The following is a 15,811-nucleotide window of genomic DNA, read 5'->3' as shown; positions in this document are numbered from 1 at the left end:
CCTCGGCAGGCTGAGTGGAGGCGTTCATCCGGGGGTGGGCGCGCAGCGCCGTTCGGCGCAGCCGAACACATCGAGAGGAGGTCGAGCGAAGCCGACCGGAGGCGATGCCCCCGGATGAATGCCGGAGCGAAGGAACCCCGAGCCCAGGCGAGGGGCCGGACGTTCGGGGCGAGCGTTTTTTGGGTTACTTTTTTTAGGCGCTTGTAAAAAAAGTGACTCGCCGTCAGGGCGAAACCATAAGCCGCCGTTACCGAAGAAACGGATATGTACTCAGTCAACAAAGCAAACGCCGGCTATCAGGCCGCCTGAGCAGGCAAACCGGATTGCCGAACCGCCGCTTGATTGAGAATTAGAAATCCCGCTTGTAGAAGATGTCCAGCGAACTGGCCACGCCGCCGGCGGCTTCGAGGTAGACCTTTTTGCTCAGCTTGTAGCGCAAGGCAATGGTGTTGGCCGGTTCGAACACGCCGACGCCATAGCGCAGGCTGAGCTTCTCGGAAATATTGCCGCTGGCCACCACACTGGTAGCGTCGCCACTGCCCTGGGTGTCGAGCTGGAAGTCCTGGATGCCCAGGTTCTTGGCGATGCCGCTGGTCACACCGGAACTGCCCATCAAGCCCAACCCGAGGGCTGCCTGGGCGAGCATGTTGTTGTCTTCGCCATTGCTGCTCAGCGGACGCCCGAGCACCAGATAGGACAGGGCCTGCTCCTGGCTCATGGCCGGTTCGGAGAAGATCTGCGTGGTCGGCTGCTCGGCGCTGCCACTCAAACGGATGCCGGCAATGATGTCGTCGGTCTTGCGAATGGCCTCGATGTCCAGGTACGGCTGATCGATGGGCCCGGCAAACAGCAAACGCGCCCGGCGTACCGAAAGCCGCTGGCCGTAGGCGCGATAGCGCCCGTCGTTGAGCCACAGCTCGCCCCGGGTGTCCATGTTGTCGCCGATGTGCACATGCCCCTGCACATTCGCGGTCAGGCCAAATCCTGCAAAGCTCAGCTTGTCCTCGCCGACCACCACTTCGATGTCCATCTTCATTGCCAGCGGCGGTTTGCCCTCCTCGGTCTGCTGACCGACGATCACCGTGTCATCGGAGACCTTGACTGTCGACGGCGGCAACTCGCGAATGATGATGTCGCCCTTGGGCACCAGCACTTTACCGGCGATGGCCAACTCGTCGCCTTTCATCGAGATTTTCAGGTCCGGTGCGACTTCCAGTTTGGCGTATGGCTCGACGGTGACTGGCAACTGCGACCCCTTAAGCGCCAGATCCACCACCAGCGCCTGACCCCAGGCGACGTTGCCGTTCAGGCTGCCCTGCCCGGCCTTGCCACTGTTCCAGCCACCGTTCAATTGCACGCTTTCACCGACAATGAGCGCTTGCACGTGCAGGTTTTTCAGCTCCATCGGCAACTCAGGCCCGGAGATCTGACCGTCGCTGAGTTGCAGGCTGCCATTAACCTGCGGCGCCAGCAGTCCACCGGAAATCGTTCCGCTGCCATTCAAGCGCCCGGTCAGTTTCTCGACCATCGGCACGAACGGCCGTGCCACCGACAGGTCCAGCCCGCTCAAGCGGAACGAGCCGCTCAACGGTTTGTTCTTTGGCAACGGATTGAGCTGCGCTTGCACCATCAGCTCGCCGAGTTTGCCGCCGACGAAGTTGAGCTCGGTGTCGATGCGCTTGGGCGTGAGTTTGCTGGTGAGTTTCAGGGTCTGGTACGGGAAGTCCAGCCACTGGTCCTTTTCCTTGATGCGCAACGTGCCGCCGCCGGCATCGACGCTGACCTGGCCGTTCGGGCCACTGGCCGGCAGGTCCAGTTGCAGGTCGGCGTTGAGCCGGCCCTGCCAGGCGAAATCCTTCGGCAACCACTGCGCGAGGCTGTCGATCGGGAATTGCTTGAGGTGATAACGCAGCTTCGGCTCGGGCATCAGGCGCGAGTCTTCCCCGCACAGGCTGGCCTGGCCGGATGCCCAGCAATGGGCGCCAAAGTTGATTTTGCCGTCCGCCATACGTTCGAGCTTCGCCGGCCCTTGCAGCTTCCAGTCCTGGCCGCCGGCCTGGATATCACCGCTGGCCAGGCGTCCGCGCCAGTTGCCTTTATCCAGCGCACCATCCAGACCCAGCGCCAGTTTCAGCTTCGGCCCTTGCAGATCGAGGCTCAGCTTCTGGTTCTTGATATCGCCCTGGCCGCTGGCGGTCAGGGTTCCCAGTGAAGTGTCGCCGGCCTGGATGCCGCTGCCCTTGAGGTCGATTTTCGCCCGTTGCGCACTGTCTAGCGTCGCGTCGAGGTTCAGGCTTTGCAGGCGATTGTCCTGGAAAGCCAGTTGCGAGCCTTGCAGGTCAAGCTTGCCCTGGGGCGCCTTGAGCGTACCGGCGACATCCACGCGGCCATTGAGCTGGCCGCGCAGCTCCGGCCAGAGCTGGGCCAGGCGCGGCAGCTTGAGATCGATCTGGCCGGCGAGTTTCTGTTGCAGGCTGCCTTTGCCGCTGATGCTGTTATCGCCGAGGCGAACCTGCAGGGCGTTGAGGTTCCATTGCTCGCCACGGCCATCGGCCTTGGCCTGGATCACCGCTGGTTGACCGCGCAGTTTACCCTTGAGGTCCAGGTCGGCATTGAGGCTGAGCACTTCGTTCTTCATCTCGCCCGTGCTGCGCAACGGCCCGGCCAGTGTGCCCGGCAGCTGCGCGACCCAGTACGCCGGGTTGATCGCCGACAGGTCAAGCGCGGTGTCCCAGGCAATGCCGTCGGCGAATTGCAGGTTCAGGTGCCCTTCAGCCTTGCCCTGCCCGGCCTGGAGTTGAATCTGTTGCAGGTAGATCTTCGTCAGGTCGCCCGCGAACGGACTGGCAAGGGTGAAAGCGCCGGCCGGACCATCCGCCGCCGCAGCGAAATGACCGAGGTACTTGCCGTCGGTGTAAGAGACTTCGCCGGTGAACGTGCGAAGCGCTACCTGCGGTTCGTCGATGAGCGGATAGAGCCTGTGCCACGGAAAGTCCAGCCAGTCGATCTTCGCCTCGGCGCTCAGGCCCTTGCTCCAATCCACAAGCCCTGTGAGCTTGAGGCTTTGCTTGTCGCTGGCGGTCAGGTCCAGCGCGGCGATCTGCGCGCCCTTGGCGTCGACCTTGCCTTGCAGCACCACGGCGACTGGCCCTTGCTCGGCGGGCAGCGTGGCTTTGCCGAGCAGCGCGTAGCCGTTCTTCAAGTCGCCAGCGCCGGTGAGCTCCAGCTGATTGAGTTGCAGGGTGTCCGGCAGATCGGTACTGGGCTTGAAGCCATCGGCGGTGATCCGGACCTTGGCCGGCAGGTTTTCCGCCAGCGGTTGCAGTTCGCCGGTCAGTTGCCCGTTGAGGTAACCGCTGCTGTCGGCTTTCAGGTTCAAGGTCTTGAGCAGGTCGCCGTCGACTTTCAGCGCCAGCGCCAGGGGCTCAGGTGTCGACAACAGGGTCAGCTTGCCGGAAGCGCTGAGGGGCCAATTGCCGGCGGGTTGCAGCAGACCGGACAGGTTCAGGCTCAGGTCATCGCGCTGTATCGACACCGCGTCGATCTTCAAACCGGCCGAGGTCCAGTGCGCCGCCAGTTGCAAACCCTTGAGCTCCTCGCTGCCATTGAACAACAGGCTGCCGACCTTGATCTCCCCCAGTTCGAGGGCCAACGGTAACTTGAGCTCCGGGAGCGTGATCGGGCCGTTGTCTGGCTCTTCGGCAACCGGCGGGAACGTCAGGCTGACCTGATCGGCCTGCAATTGCTCGATGCACAAGGTCATGCGGGTCAGGCACAACGGCGACCAGGCGAAAATCACCTTGCTCAGTTCAACCCGGTTGCTGTCCTGTTGCCACAGCACCCGGTCGGCACTCCACTGCCCGCCCAGCCGGCCCTGAAAGTTTTCCAGGGTCAAGCCCGGCACGAAACCCAATGCCCAGCGGCTGCCCGTCGCCGTGCCCAGCACCGTGGCGAGCGTCAGGACAACCATTGCCACCAGCGCCGCCATCGTCAGCAGTGTTGCTTTCAAACCACGCTTCACAGCTCAGGCCCCATGGAAAAGTGCAGTCGAATGCCGCCATCGTCATCCAGCGCGTGGGCCAGGTCGAGGCGGATCGGCCCCACCGGCGATACCCAACGCACGCCGATACCGACCCCGGTCTTGAGGTCCGGCAATTCGAGTGTGTTGAAGGAGTTGCCCTGATCGACAAAGGTCGCGATCCGCCATTTTTCGGCGATGGAATACTGGTATTCCGCGCTGGCAGCGACCATGTAGCGGCCACCGATGCGGTCGCCGTCGGAGTTTTCCGGGGACAGGCTCTGATAGTCGTAGCCACGCACGCTCTGGTCACCACCGGCGAAGAAACGCAACGATGGCGGCACCGATTTGAAACCGTTGGTGGCACTGCCGCCGACCTGCAGCCGCCCGAGGAAGCGGTGATTATCGAACACCGTGGTCAGGCCTTTGACCAGCGCCGTGCCGTAGATCAGGTTGCTGTCGGAACCCAGGCCTTCCTTGGCCACTTTGGATTCGAATTGCAGGCGATAGCCGTTGTGCGGGTCGATGCGGTTGTCGCTTTTGAGGTACGAATAGCTCACGCCTGGCATCAGCAAGTTACTGAGTCCCGAGTCGTCGCCGAGCTGGTAATCCTCGCGCTGCCATTTGAGCGATACCACCCGTTGCCAGCCGCTGGGCAGTTTGCTGTGCCATTCGGGGCCCAGGGTCAGCAGCTTGCTGTGGGTGTCGGTGCCGGCAATGTCCTCATTCTGATAGCCACCGGCAAAACGCAGTTTGTCGGTCAGTGGCGGGTCCAGCGGAATGTCGTAGAACAGCCCGACGTTTTGCCGAGGTGCCGAGACTTCGGTTTCCCAGCCATAACTGTGCCCTTGCGCGTTGACCCAGTGCCGGGTCCAGTTGGCCTTGGCGCGTGGACCGACGTCGGTGGAGAAACCCAGGCCCAGGCCCATGGTCCGCGGCTTGCGGGTTTCGAGCTTGACGTCCACCGGGATCGCATCGTCCCTGGACCCCGTGGGTGCCGCGTCCACGCGAACACCTTCGAAGTAGCCGCTCGATTGCAGGTTCTGATTGAGTTCGGCGATCAGTTCCGAGTCATACGGCGTGCCGGTCTTGAACGGCACCATGCGTTGCAGCAGCTCGTCATCGAACGGCGTATCGCCCTCGAAACTGACCTTGCCCAAGGTATAGCGCGGACCGCTTTCATAGATCAGTTCGATATCGGCGACACCGGCACGGGGGTCGACCGACAATTTTGAACGGGTGAAACGGCCGCTGAAAAAGCCATAACGCGAAGCCTGATTCTGGATCAGCCGCTTGGCGTCCTCGTAATGCCCATGATTGAGCACGGCGCCAGGCTTGAGCGCATCGCTCTTGGGGACTCGAAAGGATTTGAGGGCGGCTGCCGGACCGTCAACACGCACCGTGACATTGCGCAAGTGCACCGGCTCGCCGGGGTCGACCTTCAGCACCAGGCGCGGCTTTTCGCCACCCTTCACCTCGCTGTCGATGTGCGGCTGGTAATAACCCAGGGCCTGGGCGGCCTTGCGCGCCTGTTCTTCGGCGCCACGGCTGAAGCGCAGCAACGCTTCTTCATCGCGATCGCCGAGGCTGCCGATATAGCCTTCAATATTGGCTTTCAGCTCATCATTGGACGGTTTGATCCGTACATCCAATTCACTTTGTGCCAACGCCGCACAGCTGGTCATCAGCATCAGTACGCCGCTGGTAATTCTTCCTGGAAACTTCATAGGCGCGGATGCTATCACGAGCTTGAGAGCGTGATAGAGCCTGACATGCCCGGAAAGTTCGCCGTTCAAGCCGTTGCAGTATGTAACACCTGGGGATTGGGGTGAAAAAACACGTGTTCGCGAATCGGTCCTACAGCAACTTCACCGATTTCCTCATAGCCCTGACGCTTATAGAACTCCAGGTAGCGAGGGTTCCCGGTATCGAGGATCACTCCCTGTGAATTTTCATCCACCGCGCACCAGTTGTGCACGGCTTGCAACAGTTGCTCGCCGAAATGTTTGCCCTGGAACTGCGGATGAACCCCCAGCAACGGCAGGACGTGCACCGATTCGTTCGGTACGCAGGCCTCCACGGCGGCGTGATAATCGAGGTAGCGACGGGTGCAGCGAAATCCCGTACTGAGCACCATGCGCAAGCGCCAAGCCCAACTTTCGGTGACGCCGAGACGACGTTGCGGGGGTGCGATCAGGGCGATGCCGATCAGGCGGTCGTTGACCAGCAGGCCGATGGCCGGCAGGTCCTGGAGAAAGTGCTGGGTCACCAGCTCGCGCACGGTGGCGCGAACCCGCTGTTCGTAGCCAAGGCGCTCGGCTTCGAACAGATAGCCGAAGGTCGGCTCGTGTCGATAAGCCTGGTACAGCAGCGAACGCGCTTCGCGGGCGTAGCCGCTGTCGAGCATATGGATATCGGCGATGACGGTTGAGGTTTCGGGCATGACGGTTGATCTCCCCGGCACAGCTCGGGTGGCTGCGCTCTTGTTGTTACGAGCCTGTCGGCGCTGACACAGTTCCTTACAGATCCGCAATGAGTGTAGGCAATGAAATCGCCTTCGCGAGCAGGCTCGCTCCCACAGGTGCCGTTGTGTGAGCAAATTCTGTGGACGATACAACCCACTGTGGGAGCGGGCTTGCTCGCGAAGGGGCCAGGACTGCCTACACAGATCTGACAGAACCCAGTAAATCCCCTCACCCCACACTGGCCCGATTCCCACATGTCAGCTAGCATCGCCCTTTTGCCAGGACTGCCGACCATGAAGATCGTCTCCTTCAACATCAACGGGCTGCGCGCCCGTCCCCATCAGCTGGCGGCGCTGATTGAAAAGCACCAGCCCGATGTGATCGGCTTGCAGGAAACCAAGGTCCACGACGATCAGTTCCCGCTGGCCGAGGTTCAGGCCCTGGGTTATCACGTGTACTTCCACGGGCAAAAAGGTCACTACGGCGTCGCCTTGCTCTCGCGCCAGGAGCCGCTGGCCCTGCATAAAGGTTTCGCCACCGACGAAGAAGACGCCCAGCGGCGCTTCATCTGGGGCACCTTCGCCGATGCCAACGGCGTGCCGGTGACCATCATGAACGGCTACTTCCCACAGGGTGAAAGCCGCGACCACCCGACCAAGTTCCCGGCCAAGGAACGTTTCTACGGCGACTTGCAGCAATTACTGGAAAGCCAGTTCAAGAACGACCAGCCGCTGGTAGTGATGGGCGATGTGAACATTTCCCCGGAAGACTGCGACATCGGCATCGGCCCGGATAACATGAAGCGCTGGCTGAAAACCGGAAAATGCAGCTTCTTGCCGGAAGAGCGCGAGTGGATGGCCCGCCTGAAGAACTGGGGCCTGGTGGACAGTTTCCGCCACCTGAATCCGGACGTGACCGACACCTTCAGCTGGTTCGACTACCGCAGCCGTGGCTTCGAAGACGAACCCAAGCGTGGCCTGCGTATCGACCTGATTCTCGCCTCCCAGGGCTTGCTGCCACGGGTGAAGGCTGCGGGGGTGGACTACGAACTGCGTGGCATGGAAAAACCATCGGACCATGCGCCGATCTGGCTTGAGTTGAGCTGATTTCTCCCGGCCACATCAATCCCCTGTAGGAGCGAGCTTGCTCCGGGCGGCGTTCCGACGATTGCGGTGTGACATTCAGCACCAATGTTGACTGACAGTCCGCCATCGCGAGCACGCTCTCTCCTACAAGTGTCATTTTTCGGAAACCTTACTGACTTAATCTCCCGACACCTCCTTTGGCTATGTAAGGTGCCGGCATGATGCTGCGCGTGTTGTTCCTGTTGATGCTGTGCACGGGCTTGCCGCAGGCGGCCTCGGCTGGCGACTTGCCGACACCCGAACACGGCCCGGTGCTGCGAATTCAGGGTTCCAACACCATCGGCGCCGCATTGGGACCGGCGCTGGTCGAGGGCCTGCTGAGTGAACAGGGCCTGCGCAGGATCCACCGCGAAACCCCGGACACCGCCAACGAACTGCGCATCGTCGGCGAAACCGTTCAGGGCCGTCGGGTCGTGGTAGAAGTAGCGGCCCATGGTTCCAGCACCGGTTTCACTGCGCTAAAAACCGCCAGCGCCGATCTTGCCGCCTCGTCGCGCCCGATCAAGGACAGCGAACTGGCCAGCCTGCAATCGCTCGGTGACCTGAAAAGCCCGAGCGCCGAACAGGTCATCGCCATCGACGGCCTGGCGATCATCCTTCACCCGGACAATCCGCTGAATCAACTCGACACCGTGCAACTGGCGCGCATCTTCAGTGGCGAGGTGAAGACCTGGGAAGACATCGGCGGTCGCGGCGGGCCGATTCATCTGTATGCGCGGGATGATCAGTCCGGGACCTACGACACTTTCAAGGAACTGGTCCTCAGCGGCCGTGGGAAAACCCTCGGCATCGCGGCGAAACGATTCGAGTCCAGCGATCAACTGTCCAATGCGGTCAGCGCAGACCCGCAAGGCATCGGTTTTATCGGTTTACCCTACGTGCGCCAGGCCAAAGCCGTGGCCATTGTCGACGGTCAATCGCAAGCCATGCTGCCGCTCAACAGCCTGATTGCCACGGAAGATTATCCGCTGTCCCGTCGGTTGTTCTTTTACCTGCCACCGACGGGGAAAAATCCCTGGGCCCAAGCGCTGGTGGCCTATGCCCAAAGCAGCAAAGGGCAAGCGATTGTCGCCGCCAACGGGTTTATCGCCCAGACCGTCCAGGCCATGGCCGTTACGCCGAATGCGCTGATGCCAGAGGGATACCAGTCCCTCAGCCGTCATGCCCAGCGGCTGTCGGTGAATTTTCGCTTCGAAGAAGGCAGTGCCAGCCTGGACAACAAGGCGCGGCAGGACCTGACGCGGGTGCTCGACTATATAAAGCAGCAAGACAAAATGTCCGGACAAGTGACGCTGGTGGGTTTTGGCGATGCCAAGAGCGACCCGGCGCGCGCCGATCTGTTGTCGAAGCTGCGGGCCATGGCGGTACGGCGGGAGTTGGTGAAGAACGGCGTGGTGTTTCGCGAGATACGCGGATTCGGTGCCGAGATGCCGGTGGCGGCCAATAGCGCCGATGAGGGAAGGATCAAGAATCGGCGAGTTGAGGTTTGGGTTTACTGATTTGAATACAGAACAATGTGGCGAGGGGGCTTGTCGGAACGCCGCACCGCCCCGTTCGGCTGCGAAGCAGTCGCGAATCATCCACCGCGTTGTATCAGAGCCAACACGGTGAATGGATTCAGGCCCGCTTCGCGGTCCAACGGGGGCAAGCCCCCTCGCCACAAATACTCACTGCCCACAAATTCTTTGCGGTCTTAGTGTCCGCTACGCATCATTTCCTTCGGCACATATTTGCCGATCTCAAACTTGCCGATCGCCGCACGGTGCACTTCGTCCGGGCCGTCGGCCAGGCGCAGGGTGCGCTGCATCGCATACATGTAGGCCAGCGGGAAATCGTTGGAAACCCCTGCCCCGCCATGGATCTGGATCGCCCGGTCGATCACCCGCAGCGCAACGTTCGGCGCCACGACCTTGATCTGCGCGATCTCGCTTTTCGCCACTTTGTTGCCGACGGTGTCCATCATGTACGCCGCTTTCAACGTCAGCAGGCGTGCCATGTCGATTTCCATCCGCGAGTCGGCGATCTTGTCGATGTTGCCACCCAGGCGTGCCAAAGGCTTGCCGAACGCCGTGCGGCTCACCGAGCGTTTGCACATCAGTTCCAGTGCGCGCTCGGCCATGCCGATCGAACGCATGCAGTGGTGAATCCGACCCGGGCCAAGGCGACCCTGTGCGATTTCGAAGCCGCGTCCTTCGCCCAACAGGACGTTTTCGTACGGCACCCGCACGTTTTCAAAGTGCACTTCGGCGTGGCCATGAGGTGCATCGTCGTATCCAAACACCGGCAGCGGACGCACGATCTTCACACCAGGCGCATCCACCGGCACCAGGATCATCGAGTGCTGGGCGTGACGTGGCGCGTCCGGATCGCTCAGCCCCATGAAAATCAGGATTTTGCAGCGCGGGTCGCAAGCACCCGACGTCCACCATTTCTTGCCGTTGATCACCCACTCGTCGCCATCGCGCACGGCCCGGGCGGCCATGTTGGTGGCGTCGGAGGACGCAACGTCCGGTTCGGTCATGGCGAATGCCGAGCGGATCTCGCCGCGCAGCAAGGGTTCGAGCCAGCGTTGCTTCTGCTCTTCGTTGGCATAGCGCACCAGCACTTCCATGTTGCCGGTGTCCGGTGCCGAGCAGTTGAACGGCTCTGGTCCCAGCAGCGAACGGCCCATGATTTCCGCCAATGGCGCGTATTCGAGGTTGGTCAGGCCGGCACCGAGCTCGGACTCAGGTAGAAACAAATTCCACAGGCCCTCGGCCTTGGCCTTGAGTTTGAGTTCTTCCATTATCGCGGTCGGCTGCCAGCGATCGCCCTCGGCGACCTGGCGCTCGAACACGGCTTCGGCGGGATAGACGTAGGTGTCCATGAACGCTGTTACGCGCTCACGCAGTTCCTGAACCTTGGGCGAATAAGCGAAATCCATGAGCGAGATACCTTCTTGGGGGAGGTTGTTTAGGTCATGTATCGATGCTAGAACAGCGTTGATAATTTACCTAGCCTATTCTCGGCGTGTATAAACATTCATCACCGATATATGATCGGCTGATCGTCACGGTCAGCCCGCCCACACAATAAGAGAGCCGCGTAATGAATCTGAGCAAGGTCGATCTCAACCTTTTCATCGTCTTCGACGCGATCTACACCGAAGCCAACCTGACCCGCGCCGGGCAGATTGTGGGCATTACCCAGCCGGCGGTGTCGAACGCTCTGGCCCGGTTGCGCGAAACCTTCAACGACCCGTTGTTTGTGCGCACCGCCCAAGGCATGGTGCCCACGCCCATGGCGCAGAACATCATCGGTCCGGTGCGCAATGCGCTCTCGCTGCTGCGCGTGTCGGTGCAGGAAAGCCGCATTTTCAATCCGCAGCAAGCGGTCAAGACCTATCGCATCAGCATGACCGACCTCACCGAAGCGGTGATCCTGCCGCTGCTATTCCAACGCCTGCGTCGCCTGGCGCCGGCGGTGATCATCGAAAGCTTCCTGTCCAAACGCCGGGAAACCACCAAGGAACTGGCGGCCGGTCGTCTCGACTTCGCGGTGGATGCGCCACTCAACACCGACCCGCAGGTGCGTCACGTCAAGTTGATGGAGGACCGCTATGTGTGCGCCATGCGCAAGGGGCATCCGCTGGCGGGCAAGGAGAAACTCACGCTGGATGATTACCTGAGCCTGACCCACATCCATATTTCCAGCCGTCGCAGCGGCCTCGGCTATGTCGACCTGGCTCTGGGCAAGATGGGCATCCAGCGCAAGATCGCCCTGCGCTCCCAGCATTACCTGATGGCCTCGCAAGTGTTGCAGCAGACCGACATGGTCATGACCGTGCCGGAGCGCTTCGCCCGCCGTAACGACCTGCACGCCTTCTATCTGCCGGTCAACGATGTGCCGCCGGTGGAAACCCACCTCTACTGGCACGAAAGCACCGACCAGGACCCGGCGAACCGCTGGATGCGCGAGCAGATGATCGAGTTGTGCCAGCAGGTGACGGCGCAGGAGAAAAAGCTCGAGAAGGTGTAGGGCCTTGTACCGAGTTATCGTTCATCGCGAGCAGGCTCGCTCCCACATTGAATCTACTGTGAACACGAAATCTGTGTACTACGAAGATCCCCTGTAGGAGCGAGCCTGCTCGCGATGGGGCCAGCAAGAACAGCAAAAATCGCTACCCCTTGACGTAAACGTCAACCTGCCATTAGCTTAGCGCCATGACCTTTTGCGAGCGCGCCCATGAGCAGCCAGACCTACAGCATTTCCGATCTCGCCCGCGAGCTCGACATCACCACCCGCGCCATTCGCTTTTATGAAGAGCAAGGCCTGCTCAGCCCCGAGCGTCGCGGTCAGGAACGCATCTACTCGCCCCGCGACAAGGTCAGCCTGAAGCTGATCCTGCGGGGCAAGCGCATCGGTTTCTCCCTGGCTGAATGCCGCGAGCTGATCGAGCTCTACGACCCGTCCAGCGGTAACACCAAACAGTTGCACAGCATGCTGGCGAAAATCAGCGAGCGCCGGGAGCAGCTTGAACAGCAAATGCTCGACATCGAACAGATGAAACTGGAACTGGATACCGCCGAGGAGCGCTGCGTGCAGGCGCTGGAGCAGACGCTCAAAAGCCAGGAATCAGTTCAGTAACCCGACACAATTCCCTGTGGGAGCGGGCTTGCCCGCGATGGGGGCATGCCATTCAACATTGATGCTGACTGATCCTCCGCCATCGCGGGCAAGCCCGCTCCCACAGGTTCTTTATAGCCTCAAGACAATAACAACAGGTCGAACCCCATGCCCCTCCCCACCCACGTACGCATTGTCGAAGTCGGCCCACGCGACGGCCTGCAAAACGAAGCCCAACCCATCAGTGTTACCGACAAGGTGCAACTGGTCGATGCGCTAACCGCAGCCGGGCTCGGCTATATAGAAGTCGGCAGCTTCGTTTCGCCCAAGTGGGTGCCGCAGATGGCCGGCTCTGCCGAGGTCTTCGCGCAGATCCAGCGCAAACCGGGTGTGGTCTACGGCGCACTCGCCCCCAACCTGCGCGGTTTCGAAGACGCCCTCGCCGCCGGAGTCAAGGAAGTGGCCGTGTTCGCGGCGGCATCCGAAGCGTTTTCCCAGCGCAACATCAATTGCTCGATCAGCGAAAGCCTGGAGCGTTTCGGGCCGATCATGGAGGCCGCCAGACAGCATGGTGTAACAGTGCGCGGGTATGTGTCCTGCGTGCTGGGCTGCCCCTATGAAGGTAACGTCGCCCCGGAGCAGGTCGCCGTGGTCGCTCGCGAGTTGTATGCCATGGGCTGCTATGAGGTTTCGCTGGGGGACACCATCGGCACCGGCACCGCTGGCGCAACCCGCAGGATGTTTGAAGTGGTATCGAAGCAGGTGCCCCGGGAGAAACTCGCAGGTCACTTCCACGACACCTACGGCCAGGCTGTGGCCAACATCTACGCCAGCCTGCTGGAAGGCATCTCGGTGTTCGACAGCTCCATCGCCGGTCTGGGCGGCTGCCCCTATGCCAAGGGCGCCAGCGGTAACGTCGCCACCGAAGACGTGGTTTACCTGCTCAACGGCCTGGGCATCGACACCGGAATCGACCTCGACGCCTTGATGCTCGCCGGCCAGCAGATTTGCACGGTATTGGGTCGCCCTACCGGTTCCCGCGTAGCCAGGGCCCGCAGCGCACAGTGAATGCGCTGAGTGTGTCCGGGTGTTACCGCTGAGTCTGAAACGTGGGCGCAAGCGAGTAACACGGAAACAAAATCTAGGGTTTTGCCTGACGCGTAAAACCCTACAAATTTGTAAGTAGTTGATTTTAAATGCTTTTAAAAAGTTGGCACGCCTCCTGCTATATCTATCGCACAACAAGAATAAAAAAATTGCGGCAAACCTAATAAAAACAAGACGTAACGACTCTGACATAACAAAAACAACACGGCAGAGACGCAGCTAACAGATTTTTTTGGAGAAGATGTGCTTTTCAGGGTGCTTTTCGGAGTTACCCGCAACCGGACAGAGAATAATAAAACTACCTTCAGGTAGCTCCCGTACTGGTTGGATCGCTCAGCGAGAAAGTAGATCAGCGCTCAAAAAAATACGTTTGCTCTTGATCCCGAATGGGGATCGCCAAAAACAGCGGTAAAGGGCAACGGTTGCCAAAAACAAAAACAGACCGACCCTCAATAATAAAAAAAGAGCACGCGCAACGAAAATTAAAGGGGAGCTTCGGCTCCCCTTTGTGCTGTCTGGCATTCGTGTTTGACACCAATCCCTGTGGGAGCGAGCTTGCTCGCGATGGCGGCGGATCAGTCAGCACAAATGTTGAATGTCACACCTTCATCGCGAGCAAGCTCGCTCCCACAGGGGATTGTGGTCAGCCCCGGGTCCCGCGCAACTCCTCGATACTGATCTCGCGCATCCGGAATTTCTGGATCTTGCCGGTCACCGTCATCGGAAACTCCTCGACGAACTTGAAGTAACGTGGCGTCTTGAAGTGCGCGATGCGCTCCTTGCACCAGGTTTGCAGCTCTTGCTCGGTGATGCTGTGGCCGGGGTGGAGCTTGATCCAGGCGACAATCTCTTCACCGTAGCGCGAGCAAGGAATGCCAATCACCTGCACATCCGCAACGGCCGGGTGAGTGAAGAAAAACTCTTCAAGCTCCCGTGGGTAAATATTCTCACCTCCGCGAATGATCATGTCCTTGTTGCGCCCGGCAATGCACACGTAACCCTCGTCGTTCATGCTCGCCAGGTCACCGGTGTGCATCCACCCTGCCTGATCGATGGCGTCCGCTGTGCCTTCGGGGTTGTTCCAATAGCCGAGCATCACGCTGTAACCGCGGGTGCACAGTTCGCCGATGGTGCCACGTGGCACCAGGTTGCCCGACTCGTCGATGATCTTGCTTTCCAGTTGCGGCTGCGTGCGGCCGACGGTGGTCACGCGCAGTTCCAGGTCGTCTGAAGGACCAGTCTGCAACGACACCGGACTGGTTTCCGTCATGCCGTAGGCAATCTGCACTTCGCTCATGTGCATTTCACTGATGACCCGGCGCATCACCTCGATAGGACAGGTTGCGCCTGCCATGATCCCGGTGCGCAGGCTCGACAAGTCGAACCCGACACGCTGAGGTTGATCGAGCATGGCGATAAACATGGTCGGCACACCGTACAGCGCCGTGGCTTTTTCTTCGGCCACGGTGCCGAGGGTCAGTAACGGATCGAATGCGTCGTTCGGGTAAATCATCGTACTGCCATGGGTGATGCAACCGAGGTTGCCCATGACCATGCCGAAGCAGTGATACAGCGGCACCGGGATCACCAGGCGATCGGCCGCCGTCAGACCCAGGCTCTCGCCGACCATGTAACCGTTGTTGAGAATGTTGTAGTGACTGAGGGTCGCGCCCTTGGGGAAACCGGTGGTGCCGGAGGTGTACTGGATGTTTACCGGCTGATCGAAATGCAGGCTGTCCTGGCGCTCATGCAGTTGCTCGACCGTCACACTGTCCGCCAGATCGGCCAGTTGCGACCATGGCAGGAACCCAGAAGGTGGCTGCGCATCCAGGCTGATGACGCCGCGCAGTTCCGGCAGGCGTTCACTGTGCAGTTTGCCGATGGATTGCTCGGCCAGCTCCGGCACCAGGCCTTGCAGCATCGCGTGATAGTTCGAGGACTTGAAGGCCCCGGCACACACCAGCCATTGGCAGCCGGACTGCTTCAACACGTATTCGAGTTCGGAACTGCGATAGGCGGGGTTGATGTTGACCAGGATCACGCCGATTTTTGCGGTGGCAATCTGGCTGATGCACCACTGCGCACAGTTCGGCGCCCAGATGCCCAGGCGGTCCCCGGCTTGCAGGCCCAGCGCAAGCAGTGCTCTGGCGTGCAGGTCCGCGGCCTCGGCCAATTGCCGCCAGGTGTAACGCAGCTGTTGGTGGCGCACCACCAGCGCCTCCCCGTCCTGGTACTGCGCAACCGTGTTGTCGAATGCCTGGCCAATGGTCATCGCCAGCAAGGCTTTGTCCTGGGAACCTCGGGTGTAACTGCGTTGCGGGCTTGCACTGGGTTGATCCATGACGACCCCTATTGTCTTTATTGTGTAGGAGCGCGGCTTTTTGTGGCGAGGGAGCTTGCTCCCGCTCGGCTGCGTAGCAGTCGTGAAATCAACCACCGGGATTTACCTGATGTACCCCGATCATCGATTT

Annotated in this window: 10 protein-coding genes; 5 read left to right on the top strand and 5 right to left on the bottom strand. The window is 60.5% G+C overall.

Annotated features, from left to right (window positions below):
• Nucleotides 1–349 precede the first annotated feature (349 nt).
• The 3 genes from VC35_RS03690 to VC35_RS03680 all read right to left on the bottom strand — a co-directional run bounded on the left by VC35_RS03690 (nucleotide 350) and on the right by VC35_RS03680 (nucleotide 6,461).
• Nucleotides 350–4,021: a translocation/assembly module TamB domain-containing protein gene (locus VC35_RS03690; protein ID WP_046037814.1), complete on the bottom strand. Its 3,672-nt coding sequence runs from the start codon at nucleotides 4,019–4,021 to the stop codon at nucleotides 350–352.
• Complete coding sequence (locus tag VC35_RS03685) at nucleotides 4,018–5,745, bottom strand: autotransporter assembly complex protein TamA (RefSeq protein WP_046037813.1); 1,728 nt, start codon at nucleotides 5,743–5,745, stop codon at nucleotides 4,018–4,020. The genes VC35_RS03690 and VC35_RS03685 overlap by 4 nt, the downstream gene beginning before the upstream one ends.
• Before the next feature lie 65 nt (nucleotides 5,746–5,810).
• Complete coding sequence (locus tag VC35_RS03680; RefSeq protein WP_046037811.1) at nucleotides 5,811–6,461, bottom strand: GNAT family N-acetyltransferase; 651 nt, start codon at nucleotides 6,459–6,461, stop codon at nucleotides 5,811–5,813.
• 315 nt (nucleotides 6,462–6,776) lie between these two features.
• Between VC35_RS03680 and xthA the strand changes: the two genes are divergently transcribed.
• Together xthA and VC35_RS03670 are read left to right on the top strand one after the other, a co-directional pair.
• A complete protein-coding gene (gene xthA, locus VC35_RS03675; RefSeq protein ID WP_046037809.1) occupies nucleotides 6,777–7,589 on the top strand; it encodes an exodeoxyribonuclease III in 813 nt (270 codons plus the stop codon).
• Between the two features lie 197 nt (nucleotides 7,590–7,786).
• Nucleotides 7,787–9,127 carry a substrate-binding domain-containing protein gene (locus VC35_RS03670; protein WP_046037808.1) on the top strand — a complete coding sequence of 447 codons (1,341 nt, stop codon included), beginning with the start codon at nucleotides 7,787–7,789 and terminating at the stop codon, nucleotides 9,125–9,127.
• 194 nt (nucleotides 9,128–9,321) lie between these two features.
• Here the strand turns inward: VC35_RS03670 and VC35_RS03665 are convergent, their stop codons facing one another.
• Complete coding sequence (locus VC35_RS03665; protein ID WP_046037806.1) at nucleotides 9,322–10,551, bottom strand: acyl-CoA dehydrogenase; 1,230 nt, start codon at nucleotides 10,549–10,551, stop codon at nucleotides 9,322–9,324.
• A gap of 164 nt (nucleotides 10,552–10,715) precedes the next feature.
• On the opposite strand from VC35_RS03665, the gene VC35_RS03660 reads away from it, so the two are divergent.
• The 3 genes from VC35_RS03660 to VC35_RS03650 all read left to right on the top strand — a co-directional run bounded on the left by VC35_RS03660 (nucleotide 10,716) and on the right by VC35_RS03650 (nucleotide 13,301).
• A complete protein-coding gene (locus tag VC35_RS03660) occupies nucleotides 10,716–11,645 on the top strand; it encodes a LysR family transcriptional regulator (protein WP_046037805.1) in 930 nt (309 codons plus the stop codon).
• Between the two features lie 207 nt (nucleotides 11,646–11,852).
• Nucleotides 11,853–12,254, top strand: a complete 402-nt coding sequence (locus VC35_RS03655; protein ID WP_046037804.1) for a MerR family transcriptional regulator — start codon at nucleotides 11,853–11,855, stop codon at nucleotides 12,252–12,254.
• A gap of 147 nt (nucleotides 12,255–12,401) precedes the next feature.
• Nucleotides 12,402–13,301, top strand: a complete 900-nt coding sequence (locus VC35_RS03650; RefSeq protein ID WP_046037803.1) for a hydroxymethylglutaryl-CoA lyase — start codon at nucleotides 12,402–12,404, stop codon at nucleotides 13,299–13,301.
• A gap of 682 nt (nucleotides 13,302–13,983) precedes the next feature.
• On the opposite strand, the gene VC35_RS03645 is transcribed toward VC35_RS03650, so the two are convergent.
• Nucleotides 13,984–15,681 carry an AMP-binding protein gene (locus tag VC35_RS03645; RefSeq protein WP_046037801.1) on the bottom strand — a complete coding sequence of 566 codons (1,698 nt, stop codon included), beginning with the start codon at nucleotides 15,679–15,681 and terminating at the stop codon, nucleotides 13,984–13,986.
• Nucleotides 15,682–15,811 lie beyond the last annotated feature (130 nt).

It is taken from the genome of Pseudomonas fluorescens (assembly GCF_000967965.1).
In the GTDB taxonomy this organism is placed as follows: domain Bacteria; phylum Pseudomonadota; class Gammaproteobacteria; order Pseudomonadales; family Pseudomonadaceae; genus Aquipseudomonas; species Aquipseudomonas grandcourensis.
Note: the sequence above shows the minus strand (reverse complement) of the source record. Positions and strands in the feature narration are given on the sequence as shown.

What these genes read in the sequence shown, in the direction of transcription:
- VC35_RS03685 (WP_046037813.1), bottom strand. Translation starts at nt 5,745, where the DNA reads ATGAAGTTTCCAGGAAGAATTACCAGCGGCGTACTGATGCTGATGACC.
- VC35_RS03680 (WP_046037811.1), bottom strand. Translation starts at nt 6,461, where the DNA reads ATGCCCGAAACCTCAACCGTCATCGCCGATATCCATATGCTCGACAGC.
- xthA (WP_046037809.1), top strand. Translation starts at nt 6,777, where the DNA reads ATGAAGATCGTCTCCTTCAACATCAACGGGCTGCGCGCCCGTCCCCAT.
- VC35_RS03670 (WP_046037808.1), top strand. Translation starts at nt 7,787, where the DNA reads ATGATGCTGCGCGTGTTGTTCCTGTTGATGCTGTGCACGGGCTTGCCG.
- VC35_RS03665 (WP_046037806.1), bottom strand. Translation starts at nt 10,551, where the DNA reads ATGGATTTCGCTTATTCGCCCAAGGTTCAGGAACTGCGTGAGCGCGTA.
- VC35_RS03660 (WP_046037805.1), top strand. Translation starts at nt 10,716, where the DNA reads ATGAATCTGAGCAAGGTCGATCTCAACCTTTTCATCGTCTTCGACGCG.
- VC35_RS03655 (WP_046037804.1), top strand. Translation starts at nt 11,853, where the DNA reads ATGAGCAGCCAGACCTACAGCATTTCCGATCTCGCCCGCGAGCTCGAC.
- VC35_RS03650 (WP_046037803.1), top strand. Translation starts at nt 12,402, where the DNA reads ATGCCCCTCCCCACCCACGTACGCATTGTCGAAGTCGGCCCACGCGAC.
- VC35_RS03645 (WP_046037801.1), bottom strand. Translation starts at nt 15,681, where the DNA reads ATGGATCAACCCAGTGCAAGCCCGCAACGCAGTTACACCCGAGGTTCC.